30 protein-coding genes and 1 tRNA gene are annotated in these 20723 nt (G+C 53.8%); 15 read left to right on the plus strand and 16 right to left on the minus strand.

The features are described from left to right. Nucleotides 1-45 precede the first annotated feature (45 nt). Nucleotides 46-609, plus strand: a complete 564-nt coding sequence (locus NVIE_RS00275) for a methane monooxygenase/ammonia monooxygenase subunit C (RefSeq protein ID WP_075055902.1) — start codon at nucleotides 46-48, stop codon at nucleotides 607-609. A gap of 101 nt (nucleotides 610-710) precedes the next feature. Further along, on the plus strand, nucleotides 711-947 hold the full coding sequence (locus NVIE_RS00280; RefSeq protein ID WP_075053488.1) for a hypothetical protein: 237 nt from the start codon (nucleotides 711-713) through the stop codon (nucleotides 945-947). Here NVIE_RS00280 and NVIE_RS00285 read toward each other — a convergent pair. Genes NVIE_RS00285 through NVIE_RS00300 form a run of 5 tightly spaced genes read right to left on the minus strand, consistent with a single transcriptional unit; the run spans nucleotide 944 to nucleotide 4826 of the window. Continuing rightward, nucleotides 944-1174 carry a hypothetical protein gene (locus NVIE_RS00285; RefSeq protein WP_158435005.1) on the minus strand — a complete coding sequence of 77 codons (231 nt, stop codon included), beginning with the start codon at nucleotides 1172-1174 and terminating at the stop codon, nucleotides 944-946. The genes NVIE_RS00280 and NVIE_RS00285 overlap by 4 nt on opposite strands. A 34-nt stretch (nucleotides 1175-1208) precedes the next feature. Further along, nucleotides 1209-2288, minus strand: coding sequence for an FxLYD domain-containing protein (locus NVIE_RS00290; protein ID WP_158435006.1), 1080 nt, complete (start codon nucleotides 2286-2288; stop codon nucleotides 1209-1211). A 23-nt stretch (nucleotides 2289-2311) separates the two neighbouring features. Beyond that, nucleotides 2312-2485: a hypothetical protein gene (locus NVIE_RS15050; protein ID WP_158435007.1), complete on the minus strand. Its 174-nt coding sequence runs from the start codon at nucleotides 2483-2485 to the stop codon at nucleotides 2312-2314. A 60-nt stretch (nucleotides 2486-2545) separates the two neighbouring features. Further along, on the minus strand, nucleotides 2546-3805 hold the full coding sequence (locus NVIE_RS00295; protein WP_075053491.1) for a ZIP family metal transporter: 1260 nt from the start codon (nucleotides 3803-3805) through the stop codon (nucleotides 2546-2548). A gap of 10 nt (nucleotides 3806-3815) precedes the next feature. Further along, nucleotides 3816-4826 (minus strand): multicopper oxidase domain-containing protein, encoded by a 1011-nt coding sequence (locus NVIE_RS00300; RefSeq protein ID WP_075053492.1) that lies wholly within the window; start codon nucleotides 4824-4826, stop codon nucleotides 3816-3818. Nucleotides 4827-4967: 141 nt separating this feature from the next. On the opposite strand from NVIE_RS00300, the gene NVIE_RS00305 reads away from it, so the two are divergent. Then, on the plus strand, nucleotides 4968-5531 hold the full coding sequence (locus NVIE_RS00305) for a DUF309 domain-containing protein (protein WP_158435008.1): 564 nt from the start codon (nucleotides 4968-4970) through the stop codon (nucleotides 5529-5531). Here the strand turns inward: NVIE_RS00305 and NVIE_RS00310 are convergent. After that, a complete protein-coding gene (locus NVIE_RS00310) occupies nucleotides 5521-6837 on the minus strand; it encodes a CFI-box-CTERM domain-containing protein (RefSeq protein WP_144239360.1) in 1317 nt (438 codons plus the stop codon). The genes NVIE_RS00305 and NVIE_RS00310 overlap by 11 nt on opposite strands. A gap of 91 nt (nucleotides 6838-6928) precedes the next feature. Here NVIE_RS00310 and NVIE_RS00315 point away from each other — a divergent pair, with 91 nt between their 5' ends. Together NVIE_RS00315 and rnz are read left to right on the plus strand one after the other, a co-directional pair. Beyond that, nucleotides 6929-7816 carry a ribose-phosphate diphosphokinase gene (locus tag NVIE_RS00315; RefSeq protein ID WP_227717414.1) on the plus strand — a complete coding sequence of 296 codons (888 nt, stop codon included), beginning with the start codon at nucleotides 6929-6931 and terminating at the stop codon, nucleotides 7814-7816. Between the two features lie 38 nt (nucleotides 7817-7854). Continuing rightward, nucleotides 7855-8781: a ribonuclease Z gene (rnz, locus tag NVIE_RS00320; protein ID WP_227717415.1), complete on the plus strand. Its 927-nt coding sequence runs from the start codon at nucleotides 7855-7857 to the stop codon at nucleotides 8779-8781. Here the strand turns inward: rnz and NVIE_RS00325 are convergent. Beyond that, entirely contained in the window at nucleotides 8776-9711 is a 936-nt protein-coding gene (locus NVIE_RS00325; RefSeq protein WP_084790532.1) for a metallophosphoesterase family protein, read from the minus strand. The two genes, rnz and NVIE_RS00325, sit on opposite strands and share 6 nt — an antisense overlap. Before the next feature lie 62 nt (nucleotides 9712-9773). Between NVIE_RS00325 and NVIE_RS00330 the strand changes: the two genes are divergently transcribed. From NVIE_RS00330 to NVIE_RS00340, 3 genes are all read left to right on the plus strand, one after another. Next, on the plus strand, nucleotides 9774-10124 hold the full coding sequence (locus tag NVIE_RS00330) for a hypothetical protein (RefSeq protein WP_144239361.1): 351 nt from the start codon (nucleotides 9774-9776) through the stop codon (nucleotides 10122-10124). A 101-nt stretch (nucleotides 10125-10225) separates the two neighbouring features. After that, nucleotides 10226-10648, plus strand: a complete 423-nt coding sequence (locus tag NVIE_RS00335; protein WP_075053498.1) for a 50S ribosomal protein L32e — start codon at nucleotides 10226-10228, stop codon at nucleotides 10646-10648. Nucleotide 10649: 1 nt separating this feature from the next. Continuing rightward, nucleotides 10650-11099, plus strand: a complete 450-nt coding sequence (locus NVIE_RS00340) for a 50S ribosomal protein L19e (RefSeq protein WP_075053499.1) — start codon at nucleotides 10650-10652, stop codon at nucleotides 11097-11099. 16 nt (nucleotides 11100-11115) lie between these two features. Here NVIE_RS00340 and NVIE_RS00345 read toward each other — a convergent pair whose 3' ends face one another. Together NVIE_RS00345 and NVIE_RS00350 are read right to left on the minus strand one after the other, a co-directional pair. Next, nucleotides 11116-11448: an MGMT family protein gene (locus tag NVIE_RS00345; RefSeq protein WP_075053500.1), complete on the minus strand. Its 333-nt coding sequence runs from the start codon at nucleotides 11446-11448 to the stop codon at nucleotides 11116-11118. A 33-nt stretch (nucleotides 11449-11481) separates the two neighbouring features. Continuing rightward, nucleotides 11482-12300, minus strand: coding sequence for a D-aminoacyl-tRNA deacylase (locus NVIE_RS00350; protein WP_075053501.1), 819 nt, complete (start codon nucleotides 12298-12300; stop codon nucleotides 11482-11484). A 70-nt stretch (nucleotides 12301-12370) separates the two neighbouring features. Here NVIE_RS00350 and NVIE_RS14485 point away from each other — a divergent pair, with 70 nt between their 5' ends. The 6 genes from NVIE_RS14485 (at nucleotide 12371) to NVIE_RS00380 (ending at nucleotide 16866) form a co-directional block, all read left to right on the plus strand. Next, nucleotides 12371-13024: a transcription elongation factor Spt5 gene (locus NVIE_RS14485; protein ID WP_084790533.1), complete on the plus strand. Its 654-nt coding sequence runs from the start codon at nucleotides 12371-12373 to the stop codon at nucleotides 13022-13024. A gap of 84 nt (nucleotides 13025-13108) precedes the next feature. Further along, nucleotides 13109-13777 carry a precorrin-2 dehydrogenase/sirohydrochlorin ferrochelatase family protein gene (locus NVIE_RS00360; protein ID WP_075053502.1) on the plus strand — a complete coding sequence of 223 codons (669 nt, stop codon included), beginning with the start codon at nucleotides 13109-13111 and terminating at the stop codon, nucleotides 13775-13777. Then, nucleotides 13774-15099 (plus strand): glutamyl-tRNA reductase, encoded by a 1326-nt coding sequence (gene hemA / locus NVIE_RS00365; protein ID WP_075053503.1) that lies wholly within the window; start codon nucleotides 13774-13776, stop codon nucleotides 15097-15099. The genes NVIE_RS00360 and hemA overlap by 4 nt, the downstream gene beginning before the upstream one ends. Next, nucleotides 15071-16078: a porphobilinogen synthase gene (hemB, locus tag NVIE_RS00370; protein WP_075053504.1), complete on the plus strand. Its 1008-nt coding sequence runs from the start codon at nucleotides 15071-15073 to the stop codon at nucleotides 16076-16078. Before hemA ends, hemB begins: the two co-directional genes overlap by 29 nt. Nucleotides 16079-16115: 37 nt before the next feature. After that, nucleotides 16116-16736 (plus strand): hypothetical protein, encoded by a 621-nt coding sequence (locus NVIE_RS00375; protein WP_075053505.1) that lies wholly within the window; start codon nucleotides 16116-16118, stop codon nucleotides 16734-16736. Nucleotides 16737-16788: 52 nt separating this feature from the next. Further along, nucleotides 16789-16866: transfer RNA gene (locus NVIE_RS00380), tRNA-Gly, on the plus strand. Between the two features lie 303 nt (nucleotides 16867-17169). Here NVIE_RS00380 and NVIE_RS00385 read toward each other — a convergent pair. The 6 genes from NVIE_RS00385 to NVIE_RS00405 all read right to left on the minus strand — a co-directional run bounded on the left by NVIE_RS00385 (nucleotide 17170) and on the right by NVIE_RS00405 (nucleotide 19970). Further along, a complete protein-coding gene (locus NVIE_RS00385) occupies nucleotides 17170-17571 on the minus strand; it encodes a hypothetical protein (protein ID WP_144239362.1) in 402 nt (133 codons plus the stop codon). Between the two features lie 43 nt (nucleotides 17572-17614). After that, nucleotides 17615-18397: a hypothetical protein gene (locus NVIE_RS00390; protein WP_075053507.1), complete on the minus strand. Its 783-nt coding sequence runs from the start codon at nucleotides 18395-18397 to the stop codon at nucleotides 17615-17617. A gap of 17 nt (nucleotides 18398-18414) precedes the next feature. Next, entirely contained in the window at nucleotides 18415-18756 is a 342-nt protein-coding gene (locus NVIE_RS00395; RefSeq protein ID WP_144239363.1) for a hypothetical protein, read from the minus strand. Next, nucleotides 18743-19063 (minus strand): hypothetical protein, encoded by a 321-nt coding sequence (locus tag NVIE_RS00400; RefSeq protein ID WP_075053509.1) that lies wholly within the window; start codon nucleotides 19061-19063, stop codon nucleotides 18743-18745. The genes NVIE_RS00395 and NVIE_RS00400 overlap by 14 nt, the downstream gene beginning before the upstream one ends. Before the next feature lie 279 nt (nucleotides 19064-19342). Next, nucleotides 19343-19516: a hypothetical protein gene (locus NVIE_RS15700; protein ID WP_169736197.1), complete on the minus strand. Its 174-nt coding sequence runs from the start codon at nucleotides 19514-19516 to the stop codon at nucleotides 19343-19345. Then, nucleotides 19509-19970, minus strand: coding sequence for a hypothetical protein (locus tag NVIE_RS00405; protein ID WP_075053510.1), 462 nt, complete (start codon nucleotides 19968-19970; stop codon nucleotides 19509-19511). The genes NVIE_RS15700 and NVIE_RS00405 overlap by 8 nt, the downstream gene beginning before the upstream one ends. Nucleotides 19971-20046: 76 nt before the next feature. Here NVIE_RS00405 and NVIE_RS15780 point away from each other — a divergent pair, with 76 nt between their 5' ends. Next, on the plus strand, nucleotides 20047-20193 hold the full coding sequence (locus NVIE_RS15780) for a hypothetical protein (RefSeq protein ID WP_227717416.1): 147 nt from the start codon (nucleotides 20047-20049) through the stop codon (nucleotides 20191-20193). A gap of 15 nt (nucleotides 20194-20208) precedes the next feature. Here the strand turns inward: NVIE_RS15780 and NVIE_RS14675 are convergent, their stop codons facing one another. Beyond that, nucleotides 20209-20610 carry a hypothetical protein gene (locus tag NVIE_RS14675; protein ID WP_144239364.1) on the minus strand — a complete coding sequence of 134 codons (402 nt, stop codon included), beginning with the start codon at nucleotides 20608-20610 and terminating at the stop codon, nucleotides 20209-20211. Nucleotides 20611-20723 lie beyond the last annotated feature (113 nt).

Consider the following 20723-nt stretch of genomic DNA (forward strand, 5'->3'; position numbering starts at 1 on the left):
ATATTGGATATCTTTATAAGAATCTCCCACTATTCCGGGTACGCCATGGCTCTCATACCATCACTCATACCGAAGGAAGTAGAGATACAACGGCTGAAGAAGATTTACGTCTTCTTTATAGTGCTGGCTTCGATAGCACTATCGGTAGAAATCGACAACTTTGTCGACGGCTCGCTGCACCAGACGTCCATACGCGACTCGGCCTTCACGCCGGCCCACTGGTGGCTGTACAGCCACTTTATCGCGCTGCCAGTCGGCTGGGGCATGGTGGCCATGTACGACAGAAGGGTTCCAGTCCTCAGGGGCCCCGGCAACTCGATGAACACGGGCTTGAAGATAACCATCATTGGCTACCTTGCCACGATGTTCACTGTCGGGGTCAACGAGATGTGGCACTTCTGGATGGTCGAGGAGATCTTTTCCGTACCGAACCACTGGATGTTCAACATGGGTGTCGTAGTGGCATTCATGGGCGCCTTGGCGTACGTGGTGAGGGTGTACGCAAGGATGGTGGAGCTGCAGCAGGAGACTCCGGCCAAGAACCCGTACGTGGCAGAGATGTACAAGCTGGCGCTGGAAGGAAAACTGTACAGCAGGTCGATACCGTAAGCAAAGCAAGCACGGCTACCAACCTCTCCTCTTTTCTTTTTTACTCCAACCTGTACTATCCAGATGTCTTTAAATTGCCAGAGAGTGGCTGTACGGCTGCATTGCCGGCGTATGGCGGTAAGAGGTTTCCAAGGGCGGCCCGCAGGGCAAGAAAGCCCATGCAGGACAACTGGGCCAAGGTGCCCCACGGCAAGTGGCTGAAATGCACGTACGGCCGGTGCGGCCATGAGTGGCAGTACTTTGGCGGCCACAGCTGGGCAGAATGCCCGCTCTGTCACACCACCAGCAAGGTGGCAATTGCCATCCGCAACTACAGGGAAAACAACAATAGAGGCTAGCTCACAAAAAGTGAGTTTTCGTCCTTTGCTAGAGACAGTTCCACGCTGTTTTTGGCCTTGTCGTGCACGATGACAAGTCCTCCCGCGGTTTTGTATTTTGTCGCAAGCGTCTGCAGGTGAAAGTTCAGCGTATACAGGTCTGAAAACGACTCGGATTCAAGCAGGGCGAGGTTGCTTCCATCGTACAGCTCAAGGCTTGCGCCTCCTCCTTCCGCGGACTTTGTCACTTTAAAGATGTGCCGCACAGCCCAGAGGAAAAGGTCAGGAGATTTTAAATGCTGCCTTGAGCCTTGCCGCAGCTATAACTGTGGCGGTAAGAGCCGCAAGGCCAAGAGCCGCAAACGGAAACTCGGGCATGTTGCGCACGCCCTGGATCTGCACTGCGTGGTTGCCAGGCGGCACGAAAAAGTCGATGTGCACTGTCTTGCCGTCGGCTTTGACGGTGGCGCCGTCATAGGGCTTGCCGTCCATCATCACCACAACGGTCTGGTTCTGCACCAGCTGCGGGATCTTTATGCTTGCTGGTCCGCCCTTTGGATTGTAGTGTGTGATGTCAAACGCGATACTGTCGGTTGCATTTTCATATCTCAGGCTGCCCACCTTGGCAATAGAATTAAAGTCGTACGCGATGAACCCCCCGTCGCCGGTGGAAAGGGTCGGTATCGGGGCGTTGATGTCAAAGCCGGCACAGCTGTAGTAATAGACCTCTGCCTTGACGGCGGGATCTGGCGACGCCGTAAATACTGCTTCCTCGCCGGGCCTCAGCACGGGCACGACGTTGCTCTTGACAGAGTCCAAGTTTTTCGTGTTTTCGTCGTGGACAGAGGCGTAGACATAGACGTTTCTAAGCTCGGTGTTGCCTATGTTCTTCACGGTGCCGGTGAGGACACGCTCTTGTCCCACCGCCATGTTGGTGTAGTTGAGCACAAGCGTGTCATAGAACGGCTGGTCTACCTGCTTGGCACTTGCTACGTACGGCTTGCCCACCGGTTCAAGGCCCTCTGCAAGCCGGAACTTGAACGGCGCTCCCTTTGCAGGGTAGATAACGCTCCCGTACAGGTCTTCATAGAGCGTCGAGGTGCGTCCCGAACTGTCAGTGACGTTAAGGGCCATAGTGACGCTTAACGGCCACGTACCGCGATTGTTGGCGATTCCAACTATGTTTGTCATTCCCTGCGAATCCACAAAAGAATAATCGGAATTCTTTAGCTCAATTGTGTTGATGTCACCCTCCGCATTTGCAACTGCTAGGGAAGGGAATGCAAAAGGAACGAGCAGGACTGCAAGTGCGGCCCACGCCAGCAGGCGCATATCTGTATACGGTGGTGGGCGCTCCGGCAATTTAAAGTCCTCCCTCTCCCCTTCTAGCCGCCGGCGTTCTCGCCAGAAAAGGCGAGGTGGTCATGGTAGATGTTTATCAGCTCGTTTATCGCGTCCCCAAAGTCGACGTCACGCTTTTTTTCGTGCGACATCTCGCTCCTGATGGACGCAAGGCGCTTGTACGTCTGCTCGTCTATTGTCAGCGTCTTCATCGTCATTATCGTTTTACCCTATCCTGCCCTAGATGAAAATGCGCGCAGGATATTTGCCTTTCATCATCAGACAAGAAGGGACGTCAGGTACATGACCAGCATTCCCGCCGCTATGCCGGCCATCACCGGCCCGCTCAGGAACCTGTTGCTACTGCCGCCGGCGCCCTCTTGCCGGCCCGAGTACTTGAATATCGCATAGACCACCTGGAATACCGCGCCGGCACCAACTGCCAGAAACACCACGGACGCAACGGGTGAGGCGACAAAGCCTCCGACCCATGCGCCAAGGATTGCTGGCGCGCCGGCGATAAACCCGAGCGCGGCGAGCTGCGCCACCTTTGGCTTTTCCCTTGCAAGCGGCGCAACGATGGCAAGGCCCTCGGTGGTGTTGTGTATCGTAAAGCCCACGATGAGAAAGGCGCCCAGCGCCACTTCGCCGGCCACCATCGCGCCTCCTATCGCAAGGCCCTCTCCCATGTTGTGCAGGCCTATCCCTATCGATATCATGAGCGCGATTGCGAAAGAGCTTGTCGTCGTCACCGTGCGTGCCGCTGCCGCCGCTGCCGTCGCCTTTGTCGTCGTAGTCCTGCTGCCCCTTTCCACCAGCTTTTCAGACGCGTACAGCAGCGCCACAAACGACACCACCGCCACGGTGGCGATCAGCGCCTGGCCGTTGAACGCGCCTGCCACGCTTGTTGTGGCAAGCTCGTTTGCCTCCACCAGCGCATCTATCCCAAGGAACAAGAGCAGGCCGGCGGTAAAGCTGAGAAAGAACAGGTACTTGCCTGCCGACAGCCTCTTGAGGAACGGGAGCCACAAGAGGCCGATCATCACCGGGATTATGCCGACGTACGTGCCAAGGAGCGCAAGGAGAGACGCCTGCCCTGCGTCAGGCGCCGGAGTCAGTATCGCGGCCGGGACAGCCTTGGCAAAGCGCGTGCCGTCCGACGTCGTCACGCCGACTTCGTAGGGCTTGCCCTCCACCCATTCAAACGGTATGACGACCCGGGCTTCTTCAAAGCGCGCGAGAGCCCGGGAAGGCTCGACCGCAGCCGGCACTATCCTGTCGTTGACATCCACCTGCGCTATCTCGGTTGCCTGTGGCCCGGTGTTGCGCACGTGCGCGGTTATCAGCTTGCTCCCAAACTCTATGCGCTCGATCGTCATGTCGGGAAGCGGCGCGCCAAAGTTGAGTATCGAGTTTCCGGGCCACAGCAAAAACGCGATCATCGCGGCGAGTATCGCTATCGGAATCACGGCGCTTGCGGCAAGCTTTGTTTTTGAAATAGAATTCTTGTTGTGGTTATTGTCAGTGGTAGTCACCATGTGCCATTAATCACTTCTCCTTTACCAGAAACGTCCCCGTCCAGCCCTTCTCTGCAAACTCGGTCTTGTGGGCATGGAACATGTACTGTCCGGGGTACTTGTAGCTGAATTCAAGGATGCCCCGCTCTCCCTGGCTCATCGTCACGATGTCCGTGTACTCGTCCGGAGTGAGGCCTGTCCCGGTGCGGTACAGGTTGAACAGGTTTCCGTGCAGGTGGAAATTATTGATCTGGTCAAACTCCAGTATGTTGACGAGGTAGACGCGCACCAGCCTGTCTTTTTCTATCTGTATCGGGTGGTGCATGTAGTAGAACGGTATGCCGTTTACAGTGTAGAAATTGTTCTCGGTGTCAAAGTCGGTGTCATAGCCGTTCATCATCATCACCATCTCGTCAGCCGGAGGCCGCGGCTCCTTTGGGTCCACGATGTATACTCCGTACAGGCCGTGAGAGATGTGCTCCTCAAGGGGCTGGATGTGACAGTGGTACAGGAACAGGCCAAAGGGCTCGGCGGTAAACTCGTACGTGTACTGGCCTCCCGGCGCTATCTTTTCAAATACGCCGTCCATTTCCGCCGCATGTATGCCGTGGAAGTGCATCGTGTGCGGGCGGGTCCCGTTGTTGATGAAGTGGATGCGCACGAGGTCGCCTTCCGTTGCCCGTATCGTGGGGCCGGGGACCGTGCCGTTGAACGTCCACGCGTTGAAAAAGACGCCCGGCGACACTTCAAGGGTCTTGCTATCGTCTGCCACTATGGTAAACTCGCGAAGAGTAGTCCCGTCAGGCAGCTTTGATACGCGCCCATAGTTGAACTCGCGCAGGTACTTGTCAGGGTCCACCACGGCGTTTTTCAGCGGCGCGCTATCGTGCTCCGGGTCGACCACGTCACCTGCAGTAAAGTAGGAAGTGAGGCTGTGGCCCGTCACCATCTTTTCCGTGCTCTGCGCGTCTGCGCCAAAGCCAAGGGACGAAAAGGCTATTGCAGTGCCTGCTACGGCCACCGCTATAACCACTACCAGCAATAATTTGCTACTCGACAACAAGCGTGATACGCAGTGAATTGAGTTAACCTAGATAATAAATGTTAGCCCAGTCTAACATTATTAGATGATACTATTTCGCGAAGTTTATCTTTGCATTTGCCAAATGCAATGTGTAGCATATTGCAAAGGTACTTTGTCCACCTCAAGAACAGCGCGTACACGCCCAAGGATGCCACGGTGCTCCTCACAAGGGCCCGCGAGCTGGTAGGCGAGAGGGCGACAGTCCGCGACTCGCGCGTGTCAAAAAAGTACATCGAGTTTGACACGAGCGTCCCAGACGGCACGGACATAGGCGATCTGGTAGGCAGGCTTGAAAAAATCTCGCCCCTTGCCAGCTATGAGCACATAGCCGAGAGGCACATGGAAAAAGGCGAGGCGATCAAGAGGGCAATAGAGCTTTTCAACGACGAAAAGTACTGGGGCACGCACGAGGCGCTAGAGGCCGTCTGGAAAGAGACGCCGGCGGGAGCAGAGCGCGACCTCCTAAACGGCGTGATACTCGTCGCGGCAGCGTTCGTGCACGACGAAAAAGACGAGCAGGAGATCTGCATGTCGATACTCAGGCGCGCCAGAAACAAACTTGAAGGCGCAACGGGCAGGTACCACGGGATAGACATGGACAGGTTTGTAGAGCGGGTGCAAGGGATACTGAACACGGGCGTGATAGAGCGGTTTACGATCTGAACCTGATGACTGCTCGCGCCACTGCAAGGACAACCGTGCTTATCGCAGACAGCACCAGAAGCGCGGTGCCAAACATCAGGACTTCAGTAGATGCTGTCGCTTCACCTGCCGCGACCGCGGCGATGCTTGCCGCCCACGCAATTGCAAGTACGTATTTTGCGTACTTCATGTCCCAGCACTTTTTCCTGCCGGCGATTGCAAGCACTGCCGACAGAGGTGCAAAGTACAGCAGGCCGATGAGCGAGCTGGCAGCCAGGCCGGCCCCGACTATGGCGGCTTCATCGTTGAACGAAAGCGCGTGGAAGACAGAAGTGCTCAGGTCGAGTATTCCAAGAAGCGGATAGATGGACGTACGGACTGCGCCCTTGAGCCACCCCTGGTCCCGCTCATAGTCTGCGACATGCGGGCTGAAAGAGTAGTACCAGCCGTTAAAGACGTTCATGAAACTTGCGCCGGCCATCGTCTTGAGCGCAAGGCCGTCGCGGAAGTTGCGCAGCTCCTGCACCTGCGGCGCAAGCTCGCTTCCAAACGCGGCAGTCGCTATCAGGCAGCCGCTCTGCGTGCCGTTGTTTGTGGCACCAGAGTTTGCCCCAAGGCCGGCAGCCCTGTACCTGGCAACGTCAGAGACGTACTGGTCAGAGTCGACTACAAGCGAATAGCTTGCGGCCTTGTACGTCTGCAGGCGCTCTGGCACGACTATGCCAGAGCCTCCCTTGCCCCCGGGCGCCATGTTTTCGACCACCCGGCTCTCGCTCTCCAGAGGGGCCTCGCCTATAGCCACCACCTTGCCGGCGCTGTCATATAGCGTCGCTATTGCGATTGGGTTTGTCGCGGTCTGGTTGCCGTCGTTTCTGACGCTCACGTTGATGTAGTAGAGCCCAAGCACGTCAAGCCGCGAATTTGACGAGACTATGGTCAGTTTTGCGGGCTTGTCCTCTGCCGGCTGACCCGTGGCGGAAAGGGAATAACTGGCGACCCTGTCCACCGTCGCAGGGTCGAGGTAGACCATGTCAAAGGGCGCAAAGCCTCCTGGGCCTATCACGCGCAGTTTCGGCGCCTGCTGGTACTGAGAAAGGAGCGCGCCGTTTGCGTCATAGAACGACGCCGTTATCAGGACGCCTTTCATGGCAGTAGTTTCCGATTCGTTCTTTATCTCGCCATAGATGTGCATTATCTTGGTCTCGTCCATATACTTGGTCTCGTTATGGAAGGAAAAGTTCCCCTCTGCTGCCGCGGCATGCTGTGACGCAAGCAACAGTAGCATTGCAATGGCTGCAATGGTTGCAAGCGGGCCGCGCATGTACATGCCGGATCGGGGTTTTTTGGATATTTAAATCTGAAAAATTGGGCCGGCAACAATAGATATTAAAAGACGTGCACGCCAACAGGTGGCGTACTTGGCGGCCGACATCATTTCCGTTGTTGCAGGTCCCTCCTCGCCCGAGCTTGCCGCAGGCATTGCAAGACACCTTGGCGCCAGGCTTGTGCAAGCGGAGCTTCGCGTGTTTTCTGACGGGGAGAGCAAGATCAGGCTTGCAGAAAGCACAGGCAAGAAATGCGTCATCGTGCAGTCGACCTACCCGCCCACCGACACCCACCTCATGCAGGCAATGATGATGGCAAAAAAGTGCGCCGACAACGGCGCCGAGGTATGCGCCGTGATACCGTACCTTGCCTATGCAAGGCAGGACAGGGCTTTTCTTGAAGGCGAGGCAGTGAGCGTGGCGCTGGTTGCAAAACTGCTTGCGGCGGCTGGAGCCAGGTCGGTTGTTACGGTCGACATCCATAGCGAGGCGGCCCTTGCCTTCTTTTCCAGAATCACGAACGTTTCTTCAATGCCGCTCTTGGCGGCCCATGCGGCCGGCCTGAAGCTCAAAAACGCACTTGTGGTGTCGCCTGACATGGGAGGCATCTGCAGGGCGCAGGAATTTGCAAGGCTGTTAAAGACGGACATGATTGCGCTGAAAAAATCCCGCGACAGGAGCACCGGCGAAGTCACCGTGGAGCAAAAAATCGATTCTGACATTTCCGGCCGCGACGCGATACTGATTGACGACATGATAAGCAGCGGCGGGAGCATCGTCAAGGCGGCAGAGGTGCTGCGCAAAAACGGCGCCGGCAGGATATACGCCATGTGCGCGCACGCGCTGCTGATAGGCGACGCGGCCTCCAGGATAGCGGCTGCAGGCGTGCAGGAGATAATCGCCACCAACTCTATACCGGGCAGGCACGCGACAGTCGACCTGAGCGGGGCGCTTGCAGAGGCCGTGCGGAAAACCCTGTGACAAGGTTAAATCAGGCTCTGTGTCCACCATAGCACAGCGTGGCAACAAACATGCAGATGGTGTTTCTCGGCACGTCGGCGGCGGCGCCAACTCCGGAGCGCGGCCTTTCGTCCATAGCCATAATGCGCGACGGCGAGCTCTTGCTGTTTGACGCTGGCGAGGGCATGCAGCGCAACTTCATCAAGGCCGGACTTGGCATGAACCGCAAGATGAAGGTGTTTATCACGCACATGCACGCCGACCACTGCGTGGGCCTGCTAGGGCTGTTGCAGACGATGTCGCTCCAGGGGCGCGAAAGGAGGCTTGACGTCTATGGCCAGCCCCGGCTCAAAGAGTTCCTGCTTGAAAACATGAGGATAATCAACTTTGGCCTGACCTTTGAAGTCGCGATACACGCGATTGAAGGCGAGGGCATAGTCGTGCAGGAAAGCGACTACAAGGTAACCTGCTGCGAGGCCGAGCACTCTATCCCCGCCCTTTCGTACAGGCTGGACGAGTTTGACAGGCCGGGCGCCTTTAACGTAGAGCTAGTCAAAAAGATGGGCATACCCGAGGGCGAGCTGTACAGCAGGCTGCAGCACGGGCAGGACATTGAATACAACGGCAAGATTGTAAGGTCGGCCGACGTCGTCGGGCCTCCAAGGCCGGGCAGAAAGATAGGAATATCCGGCGACACCAGGCCAACTGACAAGTTGACAAAATTCTTTTCGGGATGCGACGTGCTGGTGTTCGAGTCGACGTACACCCATGACAAGCTTGCAAAGGCGCTAGAGACTGCGCACTCGACGGCCACAGAGGCGGCGACCGTCGCCAGGCAGGCTGGCGCAAAAAAGCTGTTCCTGACCCACTTTAGCGCGCGCTATGACGAAACGTCTGCCCTGGTAAAGGAAGCGTCTGCAATACACGCAAACGTCGAGGCCGCCGAGGACCTGAAGCAGGTCGACATCCCGTACCCGCCGTCATAACAGTTTTTTCACGAATTTTGCCAGGCCGTCTGCATCGTTGACGGAATCAAGGTCGTGCTTTCCTGCAATGATATAGGCCGCGCCAAAGTTCGGATAGGCTTCTCTGCATGAAAAAATGGTCAGCATCATGCCATGGTGGTCCACTCTGTAGCCGTGGCACGGCTCGTGGCCGCGGACTGCGACTTTTGTGTCTGTGGCTGCTAGCCACCGCTTTGTGACTGCGCTCCCAAAGTACCTGCCTATGCCCCTCCACGAAGGCTCCCAGTCCTCATCTTCAAGTGGGCGCGGGTCGTTCCACAGCAGTTCTTCCATCATCCTGTTTTGCAGGTGGCGTTTCTGCGCGGTTGCTATCGCCTGCCTCCAATCGCCCAGGGCATCGGTCGGCAGGCCGCCGTGCACCAGCAAGAGCCTGCCCTGCACCACGGTGGCAAGCGTCAGCAGCTGAAAGAGTGCAAGCGCCCTGCCATAGATCGCCTTTGCGCCTGCGCCAAACCTGTCTTCCATGCTGTACGGCAGGTCGTGGGACGGGAACGGGAACTCGGACGGCGCCTCGTGGTTTCCCCGCATCAAGACCACCGAATCAGGGTGCGCGTGCTTCAGGTGGCATATGGCGTACAGCACGCCTATCGAGTCGCTCCCCCTGTCGACATAGTCGCCAAGAAAGACCATCTTGTTTCTCGCACTTGATAGGAACCTTTCGTGGTTTATCTCGTCAAGAATCCGAAAGAGCGTTTTCGAGTCGCCGTGCAGGTCGCTTATTATCGCAAGATTGTCATAATCGTGTATTTCTACAAGCCCGCCCGTGACGGTCCCGCCGGCTATTGCGCCGTGCTTTTGCTCCTTTTCCAGCGCGGAAATGCCCCGGTCCAGCACCTGCGAAAACTCGGACGGCCCGGCGGTGGCAGAAAGGCGCGCAATCTGCGACAACACGTACTATCGCTCCACTTGCTAAAATAATCATATCCCTCTGCGCGGAAACGGCTATAATGCGCATGTGCGTTGCAGGCCGCGTGCAGCAAGACTTGTGGCTCGAAGTGAGGGCCTGCCAGCAAACGGCAGCGGCGGCAAAAGAGCTGGAGCACGAAATGGTGCTCCGCATACCGGCCCTTTCAGAGGCGTTAAAGGCGGTGGAAAAGGCCAGCCAAGACATGGCAAAAAAGGGCGGAGGAAAAGAAGGCACGATGTGGGACTATTCCCGCAAGCTTGATCCCCATGAAATAGATGATGTCATGAGCCTGTTTGCAGGAATGCAAGAGAGGGACGACGGCAGGTCGACGTCCAGATCGGCTGACTACTCGTACTATGGCAGGTGCTACACCCTGACGCTCTTTGCGTTCAAGTGAAAACTGTGCCAGTAGCGTGTATATTCATGCAAACTTCTTTTAGAGCACAATACAGGCAAAACGTATTTATTTAAAACAGGTATTCATGCCTGCGTATCGCTATGGTGATTAACGGAGAGTTACTTGCCGCAAGGAAAAAGGTCGCCAGCAAGCGCCCCAAGTTCGTCCGGCAGGAGAGCTGGAGGTACGACAGGCTTGCAGAGAACTGGCGCAAACCAAAGGGCAAGGACAACAAGATGAGAAAGCAGAAGGGCGGATATCCGGCTCTAGTCAAGGTCGGCTACCGCGGCCCCAAGGCTGCAAGAGGCCTTCACCCGTCAGGCTACACCGATAACATCGTCTACAACGTCGCGGACCTTTCCGGCCTTGACGCCAAGAAGGACGCAATAAGGCTTGCACGCACAGTCGGAACCCGCAAGCGCAAAGAGATAATCGAGCAGGCCGCCAAGTCAGGCTTTAAAATCCTAAATGCAGGCAAGCTTGCTCCAAAGAAAGAGGAAGAAGAGAAGGAGGAGAAGCAGTAAAATGGTCGTCAACATCCGCAAAAAGCGCGAGCTTGTCGCAAGGATTCTCGGCGTGGGCGTAAACCGCGTGCGCTTTGAGCCCGACAAGCTTGAAGACGTCGCCGACTCGATCACGCGCGACAACATCCGCTCGCTGGTCAAGAGCGGCGCCATCTGGACGGTCAAGCCAAAGGGCACTTCAAGGGGCAGGGCGGAAGAAAAGCGCTCGGTCTGGAAAAAGATGCACGGCAAGGGCCAGGGTTCCAAGAAGGGCAAAAAGACTGCAAGGGTCGGCAAGAAAGAGGTATACGTCGTGCGCGTGAGGTCGATGCGCTACCACCTTCGCGTCATGAAGGAGCGCAAGGACATCACGAACGAAATCTACTGGAACCTCTACAAGCAGGTAAACGGCGGGCACGTCAGATCGCTTGCGCACCTGCGCGACCTCGTAAAGGAAGCCAAGACCCGCTAGACAGGCGGAGTCCTCTCTACTTTTCCCTTTTTAGTTTTAATACTGCCCTTTTCTTTTCAAAATCCACTATTGCGTCGCCGTCAAACTGCAACCCTTCTTTTGCCAGGATCTCCTTCTTCATCTTTATGCCAAAGCCATAGCCGCCAATGCTCCCGTCTGACGACACCACGCGGTGGCACGGGACCACTATCGGGTCAGGGTTTGCGTTCATTATCCTGCCGATAGCCCTTGCCGCTCCCGGAAATCCAAGCGCTTTTGCGAGGTCTCCGTACGTTGTAACCTGCCCTTCCGGCACGGTCCTCAAAAGGTCGTAAACGTCCTTTGCGTCAAGCCGGCGACCAGTCCTCATGCGAACAGAATAATATGTCATTACACAAGTATTTCAAACTTTAAGGACTGCAAGGCCCGTGCTTTCGGCCATCTTTGTTATGCGGTCCTTGTGGCTCCCAAGGCCCTTTGCGTCAAGCACAATGTGCGTCACCTTCTCGGCGCTTTTTTCAATCATCTGCGCAAGCATCGCCTCGTCTATTGCTTCCAGCGCGTGCTTGGACGCCACCGCCGCAAGCCCAAGCTCGGATTCAAGGAGCAGCTTGTTGAATTTTGTCGGATAGTGTGTGCCTCCGATTGCGACTCCCACCTTTTCGCACGGCCTGATCCCATTTGCAAGCACGCCAAGAAGAGAGTCGCACATAGCCCTTGCCGCACCCCTGTCAGCCCACTGCTTTTCCGACGACCCAAGCTCGATGAAAAGGACGGGCTTTTTCAGCGACGTCGGCCCGTGGTGCGTCGCCTCGATTATCACGTCATAGCCGGGCGCACCTGCGCCAGTTACCGCCTTTAGGTACGCCTTTTGCAGGCCCGGCAGGGCAACCGCTATCTCTTTTGGGTTGCCGCCAAAGGGCGCGTCTTTAAAGTTGCCTGTGCAGTGGCAGGTAAGCGTCGGTATGCCGCTGTCCGACCTGTGTTTTGAGAGAAACACAAACGCCCTTGCGTCTGGAAACGTCCTGTCAAGCGTCTCTAGCGTCAGCAGGGACGCGTTTGCCACGTACAGCCTGGCGCCGTGCGCGGGCGAGGAAAACGACTGCCCTTCCTCGCTGTCGTGTATGCCGTCTGGCGCAAACCCTTGCTTGGTCTTCAAATAGTCAACCATGGTCACGCCTGCAAGATCCTGGCTTGAGGCGACAAGTATGAAATCTCTCAATGCAAACCAGCGGTTGTGTGTATAATTTAAGTAAATTTATAAATTGTATCGACTTTTCGCTTTATGACTTATGAGCGATCCGAGAGAGGACCAAGAGGAGGATCTAGACGTATCTCTTGATGATGAAGATAATAATCAGGATTTAGAGGATACAGATGAGGCCCAGCAGGGCAAAGAAGAAGAGGCAAGCGCGACAGCAGCAGCGGCCAAGCCAGCTCCCGCAGCAGCACCAACAACGACAACAACGGCATCTGCAGCGCCACCGAGCGACAGGCCGGCAAGCGACAGCAGGTTCTTTGCCATCCGCACCACCGGAGGGCAGGAGCGCATGGTCGCAGACATGCTCTACACCAAGGTCACGGCCAAAAAGATAGGCATACGCTCGGTCATGGTGCTTGACAGCTTTAAAGGCTACATCATTGTCGAGGCGCCGGACGCAAACGTCGCGTACGAGGGCCTTGCAGGCATCAGGCACGTGCGCGGCCAGATACGGGGCGACCTGCCGTTCAAGGACATCGAGGGCTACCTCATAAAGAAGCCCACGGTCACGGAGCTCAACATCGACGACACGGTTGAGGTCATCGCCGGCCCGTTCAAGGGCATGAAGGCCAAGATAACCCGCGTCGACTATGAAAAGCAGGAAGCGACTGTCGTGCTCTTGGACTCGCCTTACCAGATCCCAGTCACCGTGGACGCCAACTATTTGAAGAAGGCGGGCCACTGACCTGCCATATACACAGGCTAGCTGACGAAGGATTAAATAAAGAAGAGGTCAAATCCACCGGTACGGCTTTACGGTGTTATTTGCTTGATAGTTGACCTGAACCTCAAGGACAAGCACGCCATAGTGATAGGCGGGGGCACAGAGGGGGTCAGAAAAGTTAACGCGCTTTTGGGTCAGGGCTGCAAGATTACAGTAATCAGCAACCGATTTAACAAGTACCTGCGCGACCAGGAAAAGGCAGGCAAGATCGAGACGGTCAAGGCAACTCTAAAGGACGCAAGCATCCTTGACGGCTATGACAGCCCGTTTCTGGTGCTTGCATCGACCGACGACAGGGAGCTGAACCGCAAGCTGTGCCAGAAAGGGCGGGAAAAGGGCGCGTTCGTGTATTCAGTAGACGACCCGCCGTACAGCGACTTTTCCTACGCTTCTGTCATCAACATTGAAGGCGTGATGCAGGTCGCCATTTCGACGTCAGGCAAGAGCCCCATAATGGCAAGGCAGATACGCATACGCGCCGAGCGCATACTAAGGCGCGTGATAAAGAAATCGGACATTGAAAACGCAAAACTACAAGAGTTTGCAAGGAACGCCGCAAAGCCAAAGCTAAAGACGGTGGAGCAGAGAAAGGAATTCCTATATTCGATTTTGTATGATAGACGCATCCAGAACCTTATTAAGGAAGACAAGATTGAAGGTGCTAAAAGCGCGACGCTTGAGCTATTGCAAGAGTGGGTGAAAAAGAGCAAATGACAGCGGCAATAAAAACGCACGACTCCCACTTTGCCCTTCCCGTTCAGGTCATCAATGCCCGGGTCACCTACAAGAACGCGCCCATACACCTTTTGGAGAAATTCACGTTCAAGGACGTCGAGGCTGCGCACAGGGCGTTTGTGGACAAGGCAGGCGTCGACGAGTGTGTGATACTGCAGACATGCAACCGCGTCGAGGTGTTTGCGGCTGCAAAGAACGCCGACGAAGCCAAGGTCCTCGGGCAGTGGGCAGAGGCGGCCGGCCTTGAGAAGAAGGACCTTGCAACAGTCGAGGTCAGCACGGGCAAGGATGCGGTGCTCCACCTTTTGAAGCTGGCCTCCGGCCTTGACTCGCTCGTGGTGGGCGAAAACCAGATCCTGGGACAGGTCAGGCGCGCATTTGAATATTCACGCGCAAACCGCTATGCAAACGCAAACCTTGCAGCAATATTTGACAGGGCGCTCAAGGCAGGAAGCAGGATAAGGACTGCAACAGGCATCAACAAGGGAAACGTCTCTATTGCGTCAGTTGCCGTGAACCTTGCCGACGAGTACTTTGACGACCTGAAGACAAAGAGGGTGATGCTGATAGGCTCTGGCGAGGCGGCAAGCCTTGTGGCAAAGGTGCTGAAAAACAGCGGCGTCGACTTTATGGTTACAAGCAGGACGTACGAGCGGGCAAGGTCGTTTTCAGAGACGGTTGCCGGCAAGCCCGTGCCGTTTGACACTGCTCTTGGCATGCTTTCTCAGCTTGACCTGATATTCGTAGCGTCAACTGCCCCGTACTTTCTCATCACGTACGAGAGGCTGCAGGAAGCAGTAAAGGGACGCAAGGACGCCGTAATGATATTCGACCTGTCAAACCCAAGGACGGTCGACGAAAAAGTAGCGACCATCCACGGTGTGAAGTTGATAAACATGGACCAGATAGCCGAGCTTGTAGAAAAGAACATGCGCTCTCGCATGAAGGAGGCGCATGCCGCCGAGAAAATGATCGAAGGTGAGATGAAGTCGGTCGACGGCATGATGAAGCGCATGAAGGCCGAGCCGGTGGTGGTGTCGGTGTTCAAGAGCGTCGACGCAATACGCGAGCGCGAACTGAAAAAAGCGCTTTCGATGCTTGGCAAAAAGGCCGGCGCCGACGACAGTTATGATGCCAAGGTCATCGAGCAGATGTCGTACGCGATAGTCGAGGGCATACTTTCAACGCCGATGAACTATTTGCGCAAGGAGATAGAGGAAGGCGGCGGAGAGAGCGAAGAGCTGATGAAAATAGTAGCCAAGATGTTCAAGTATGAAGACGAGAAAAAACAGCAGCAGTAGCAGCGGCTTTCCAGACGTCAGGCTCAGGCGCCTCAGAAAGACGCCGGCGATTCGCGACTTGTTCCAGGAAACCCACCTTTCAGTCAAGGACCTTATAGCGCCAATTTTTGTCGAGGAGGGCCTGAAAAAGCCGCAGGACATCGGCTCAATGCCGGACATCAAGCGTTTCCCGCTTTCAAGTCTTTCAAAAGAAGTAGAAGAGCTGTCCGACCTAGGCGTCAGGGCAATAATCCTCTTTGGCCTGCCGGCGGAAAAGGACGACAAGGGCTCGCAGGCGTTTGCAGACAAGGGCATCGTGCAGAGGTCGGTTGAGCAGGTGCGCAAGCACTTTGGCGACAAGATTGCAGTGATCACGGACGTCTGCCTCTGCCAGTACACGTCGCACGGCCACTGCGGCATCGTAGTAGACGGCAAGATAGACAACGATTCAAGCGCAAGCACGCTTGGCAGGGTGGCCGTGAGCCAGGCAAGGGCCGGCGCGGACATTGTCGCGCCTTCCGCCATGATGGACGGCCAGGTGCACGCGATACGCAGCGCGCTTGACGACGCAGGGTTTTCAGACACGGCGATAATGAGCTATTCGTCAAAGCAGGCGTCGCCGCTGTTTGCGCCGTTCCGGGACGCGGCACACTCGGCCCCCGAGTTTGGCGACCGCAAGACGTACCAGATGCCCTTTTCCAACCCCCGCGAGTCGATGCGCGAAATCGAGCAGGACATTTCAGAGGGCGTCGACGCGATAATAATAAAGCCGGCCATACCAAACCTCGACCTCATCTACCAGGCAAGCAGGGCGACCAGCCTGCCGATATGCGCATACAGCGTGTCAGGCGAGTATGCTCTGATGAAGGCAGCTGCGATGGAGGGCTGGATAGATGAAAACGCGGTGATGACAGAGTTTCTGACAGGGATAAAGAGGGCCGGCGCCGACATGATTATCACGTACCAGGCGAAAAAGATGGCAAGGCTCCTGTCAGAGTAGACGTTTTTATTCCAGCCTGCCGCCAAAACACCATACAATGTTTGCAGCCGACGCAGGCTCCGAGCGTGCCACCAGCATCGAAGACTACCAGAACACCTGCACCGAGTTCATAATCGACATCAGCAGGGACTACAAGGACTGGGTGGACCGCTACCAGCTCGGCGAGCAGGAAACCGCGCGGCGCAAGGGCGTCATTGACAATATTGTAAAGACTACGAACGACTGGATAAACCGCTTTGGCACCACGATAAAAAAAATAGACATCATCATGAACGACGGCGTCAACAAGATGGCAGAGAACACCGCCGGCTACCCCTTTGGGTTTGAGGCAATCGTGCTTGGAAAAAGCAGGTACACGACGCATCCCGTGGGCGACGTGAGGGTAAACGTCAAGGCGATGCCGAGGCCCGGCAGGCTCGTCAGGATAGGCAACTACCAGAAGGACGAGCTGTTGCTTTTGACTGCCAGCGCGCAGGTCGGCTTTGCGCTGAGCCAGGAAAGCAAAAAAGGTGCAGACATACTTGACGACTATATCATAATCGACGCAAAGAACTGCCAGCGCGGCGACGTCCTGTCGCTTACCGTCGTGGTGGAAGAAGTGCAGGACGATTACGTGACTGAAAGCCGCGGGTATTCCACACTAGTGCTGCTTACATAATGAAAAGCAAGGACATGTTTAAATTACCTACACTAAACGACAATTATAGCGTGCGACGGTCGTCCAGTTTGGTCTAGGACATCAGATTGCCAATCTGGTAACCCGGGTTCAAATCCCGGCCGTCGCACCATTCTCTCATGTAATAGGCCGGGTTGCTCGTTACTCGAAACCGTACCTGTTTTGCTATAAACCGCTACGGTTTTGCTCGCTACCGTTACTGTATGTGCAGCGCCAGCGGCGAGCGTGCTATGCGTGCTTGCCAATTTTTTTAGTTCTTTGTCGTAAAGTATGCCGCAATGTTTGCAGAAATAACCCATTGCTTCATACGTAGCTTTTGCGCCGTGTCGTTCGTAGAGCGTCTTGATTTTCTTGCCGCATTTAGGGCAGTCTTGCATGGCAGGCATACCGTAGACGGTCTATAAAGCTTTTTTGCTCACGATTTCATTTCTTTAAGCGTGTCAATTATTTTTTGTGCAGTGACCTTGTCGCCGCTTTTGCTCAATGAATAGAGCCTTACCTTATTTTCATTTACGCCGTCTTCTATGACGATGTTTTTGCTTACAAGCCTGTTGAAGTTGCTGCCATTGAACCAATCGCCATGTGCCTTGCCAAATTCCTTGAACATATTGGCAATCTCCGTCTTTGTTTGTTTGGGTTTCATTTTAAGACACAATACTGCCAAGTCTTGCGGCCCGATCTTTTCAATATTAGTCACTATCAACCCTTCAATGTCAAGGCCGTCAGAGGCTTCAGACAATCTCTTCTTGGTGGCTATTATCTTCTCTAGAATGCTAAGCCTCTCTTCTATTCTAGACAAGCGTTCTTCTACGTTCAATTGTAAGTCGATCATAGAAAACCTTTAGATAAAAAGTTGCTGGCTATTGCAGTTTGCTCGACTTTTGCCATCTGTCGGTGAATTTTTGATTTAGAGCGTTCCTCAAATCTCTGCCTTTATCTCCCTTGAAGACCAAAACAAATGATTCTCGACCGCCCAGGTCTTTTATGCCGTGACCGAGTATGATAAGAGTGTCGTCTGTTATTATATATCTATCATGAAGTTCATTTGCTCTCGGGTAACGACCTAACAAGATGTTTGCGTGCTCTTTCTCAAAATTGGCAAGCTCGCGGCTGAATTTTTGCGCGCTTTCATTTTTTCCCAGCTGGGCAGTCAAGAACTTGATATCTGTACCATGATCTAATTTTTCAAGCATATCAAGAGTTTTTAGACCATAATATGGGTCAAGAATTTTCATTGTACCTTTGGTTTTAGAAATTATGTCTTTCAGTGTTTGATGCGAGGTACGCGGTTTATCGCCTTCGATGTGGTATGCTTCAAGGTCGCCATTGGCGAATTTCCTGCGCAGGTCTTCGATACCTTTCGCCATAATTTTGTATGCTATTTTGCCACGAATCTTTTTTCTATGAATTTTCTTATCTGCTCTGTTGAATGCATTGGTGATCTCTCGTTCATCAAATGATACATCATATAACGACGCGAGAATCTCTGATATCTCTGCCGAGTTTAAGTAGCCGTTTTGATCCAGCATGTCGTTGTAGACCCACAGAACCCAGAGACCCGCGTCTTGCGCACAATCTAATTTCGTGATTTCAGGGTAACTAGAAACATCGATTTTCTTAAATTCATCGATGAGCGAAGTCAATATTTCAAATGCATCTCTTAGGTCGGCGGGTATTTTTCAACATAGTTATTGTTGCCAGTATTGGTCAGATATTTTGCTCGTTGAAGCGCCATTTCGACTGTATGCTTCTTGAAATTATACCGCATTGCACCCAATTTTTCAATAATAGTGTCAAGTGGTTTATTCTCTTTGAAGTAATGAGTGAGATAAAGCGCATGAATAGCTTGTGGTGCTTTTCTTATGATACGCGGTGGCTGGTGTGTCTTGCCCCCGATGCTGGCGCTCGGTTTGGTTTTGGTTAGCTCGACAGTCCCTTCGTAAGTAACGCCTTTTTCATCTGTAACCAAAATATGTATGCGCATGCTATCACCTATTGACATAGGCCCATTGCCCTTCCTTCTTGATACGACCCAAAACCTTGCCCTTGATTGCTCTCGATAGGGGTGCAGTCAAGCTTGAACTACTGTAGAAATGGCCGTCTGCTTTCATCTTTTCAACTATTTCGCCGACATTTTTGGGTTGCCCGAAGAAGCCTTCATCTTTCATTTCAATTAGTAGGTCGGTTATAGACGGGGGTTGGTTAGCGCTCTTTTGTTTCTGCGCAGAAGCTTTCAACGACAATTCTAGTTTCTTGATTCGCTTCTCATGGCCTGCCAAAATTTTCTTTACTTCTTCTATGTCAGACACCGTCTAATTCGCTTCTATAACTATTACACCTATTTAATAAGAATTTCGCGACTATTTACAACTTCTTGCTGATATCAGAACATGAATTTTACCTGTAACGCGAAACCAGCACTATAAACTCGAACCGAATTTTTCTAGGCGGGGGGGGCATTTAATGCAAAACCTTATTCGAAAAGTCACTTGTTTTGGTCGGTTATTAGATAGTTTATCTGGTAACCCGGGTTCAAATCCCGGCCGTCGCACCATCATTTTCATCATCCAAGCCGCAATCGACTTCTGCTAGCCGGCGCTTCCGCACGCGCAGAACCCAAACTCGTCGATGCGCTTGCCGCACGTCGGGCACTTTTCGCCGTACTCTACTTCCCACGCGCGCTTGCCGTACAGCTTGAAGTGGTCGTCGTCTTCCTCCGAGAACTCTTCTTCTTTCTTCTTTTTCTTTTCTTCTTCAGCCATCCTTCATTCCCCGCGCGACGCGGTTCTTGGCGTTTGTCTTGATTATTTCAAGTGCCTTTTCAGCCGCGTCTTTTTTTGGCAATTGGATCATGAAGATGTTCTGCGAGTTTGTGTACGTGGTCTCGCTCGGTCCCATCGCTATCATCCCGCTTTCCGCGAGCGCCTCGAACCACTCCAGCATGTCGTTTGCGTACAGCAAGAAATTCTCTTCAAAGTCCGTGTCTCTAAACTTGATGTTGACGTCGACAAACACGTCGCGCCCATCGTAAAAGATGTCCAATAGAGTATCAGCGGACACCCGCTTGCCGTAGACCTTGCCCAGCATCTCTTCGTATTTCTTGGGACTTACCAGTATGCAGGGCACCTTGCCGCCAGAGAACTCGACTAGCGTAGCTCCTTCCTTGTGCAGGTTGGCCTTGAATTCTTCAAGCGTAGTAAAGTTGCGCTTGGGCACGCAGGTACCTTTGCAGGCACAAAATAAGAGCTTTGTTATGGCGATAAACGGCCCAAGTTATCCAGTTTTTACGTCATTGGACGACGACGAAGCTCACTATAGAAAGTATGTGCGCATGCATTCTTTTTTGGAAAAGAGAGGAAACGAAAAAAGCCAAGCAGATGCTTCCGCCGCGGTGTTTGGCTCCTATTCATCGTTATTCAGCGGCATGATGGAAATGTAAAAAGGTGGATTATAATTAGTCGCGTTTGTCCCCTGTTGTTCTTTTCTTCTTTATTGCCCGCAGCTTCCTTATTCCAAAAATGGACGCTACAAACGCTATCCCTGAACCTGCCAGTATCTCCACAACAAATGGGCTAAGCTCTGGCTGTGATGCTACGCTGCTAGATGATCCACACGGTGAGCCTACTGCTCCAAGGCAGCGGTGTTTCAATATTTCATTTTCAGAGCATTTTTCTGGCGATATGCCCAGCTCTTTGCATTCCTGAAGCATCTGCTGAGTTGGCGGAGATGGACTTTGGCTTGTCTGCGCGTATGCATGCTCGCTATTTGTGAAAAAGGCCAAAGAGGAAAACGACATGATGCCTGCCATTACTGCTGCAATAAAGCCCGCTGCAAGCCTTCTCCTTCTCTTTGCCAACAGCAGGAAATAGGAAATTCTTCTATTTTTCCTTTCAGACGTGCCTTCAAAAAAGCGGCACAAGTTTACGAACAAAAAGGGGATTCCCTTTTTACTCCTTGTCGCTGAACTCG

This window comes from Nitrososphaera viennensis EN76, assembly GCF_000698785.1.
GTDB lineage: Archaea > Thermoproteota > Nitrososphaeria > Nitrososphaerales > Nitrososphaeraceae > Nitrososphaera > Nitrososphaera viennensis.

What these genes read in the sequence shown, in the direction of transcription:
- NVIE_RS00335 (WP_075053498.1), top strand. Translation starts at nt 10,226, where the DNA reads ATGGTGATTAACGGAGAGTTACTTGCCGCAAGGAAAAAGGTCGCCAGC.
- NVIE_RS00330 (WP_144239361.1), top strand. Translation starts at nt 9,774, where the DNA reads ATGTGCGTTGCAGGCCGCGTGCAGCAAGACTTGTGGCTCGAAGTGAGG.
- NVIE_RS14485 (WP_084790533.1), top strand. Translation starts at nt 12,371, where the DNA reads ATGAGCGATCCGAGAGAGGACCAAGAGGAGGATCTAGACGTATCTCTT.
- hemB (WP_075053504.1), top strand. Translation starts at nt 15,071, where the DNA reads ATGAAGACGAGAAAAAACAGCAGCAGTAGCAGCGGCTTTCCAGACGTC.
- hemA (WP_075053503.1), top strand. Translation starts at nt 13,774, where the DNA reads ATGACAGCGGCAATAAAAACGCACGACTCCCACTTTGCCCTTCCCGTT.
- NVIE_RS00310 (WP_144239360.1), bottom strand. Translation starts at nt 6,837, where the DNA reads ATGTACATGCGCGGCCCGCTTGCAACCATTGCAGCCATTGCAATGCTA.
- NVIE_RS00375 (WP_075053505.1), top strand. Translation starts at nt 16,116, where the DNA reads ATGTTTGCAGCCGACGCAGGCTCCGAGCGTGCCACCAGCATCGAAGAC.
- NVIE_RS00295 (WP_075053491.1), bottom strand. Translation starts at nt 3,805, where the DNA reads ATGGTGACTACCACTGACAATAACCACAACAAGAATTCTATTTCAAAA.
- NVIE_RS15700 (WP_169736197.1), bottom strand. Translation starts at nt 19,516, where the DNA reads ATGGCTGAAGAAGAAAAGAAAAAGAAGAAAGAAGAAGAGTTCTCGGAG.
- NVIE_RS00340 (WP_075053499.1), top strand. Translation starts at nt 10,650, where the DNA reads ATGGTCGTCAACATCCGCAAAAAGCGCGAGCTTGTCGCAAGGATTCTC.
- NVIE_RS00275 (WP_075055902.1), top strand. Translation starts at nt 46, where the DNA reads ATGGCTCTCATACCATCACTCATACCGAAGGAAGTAGAGATACAACGG.
- NVIE_RS00395 (WP_144239363.1), bottom strand. Translation starts at nt 18,756, where the DNA reads ATGTCAATAGGTGATAGCATGCGCATACATATTTTGGTTACAGATGAA.
- NVIE_RS15050 (WP_158435007.1), bottom strand. Translation starts at nt 2,485, where the DNA reads ATGACGATGAAGACGCTGACAATAGACGAGCAGACGTACAAGCGCCTT.
- NVIE_RS00345 (WP_075053500.1), bottom strand. Translation starts at nt 11,448, where the DNA reads ATGAGGACTGGTCGCCGGCTTGACGCAAAGGACGTTTACGACCTTTTG.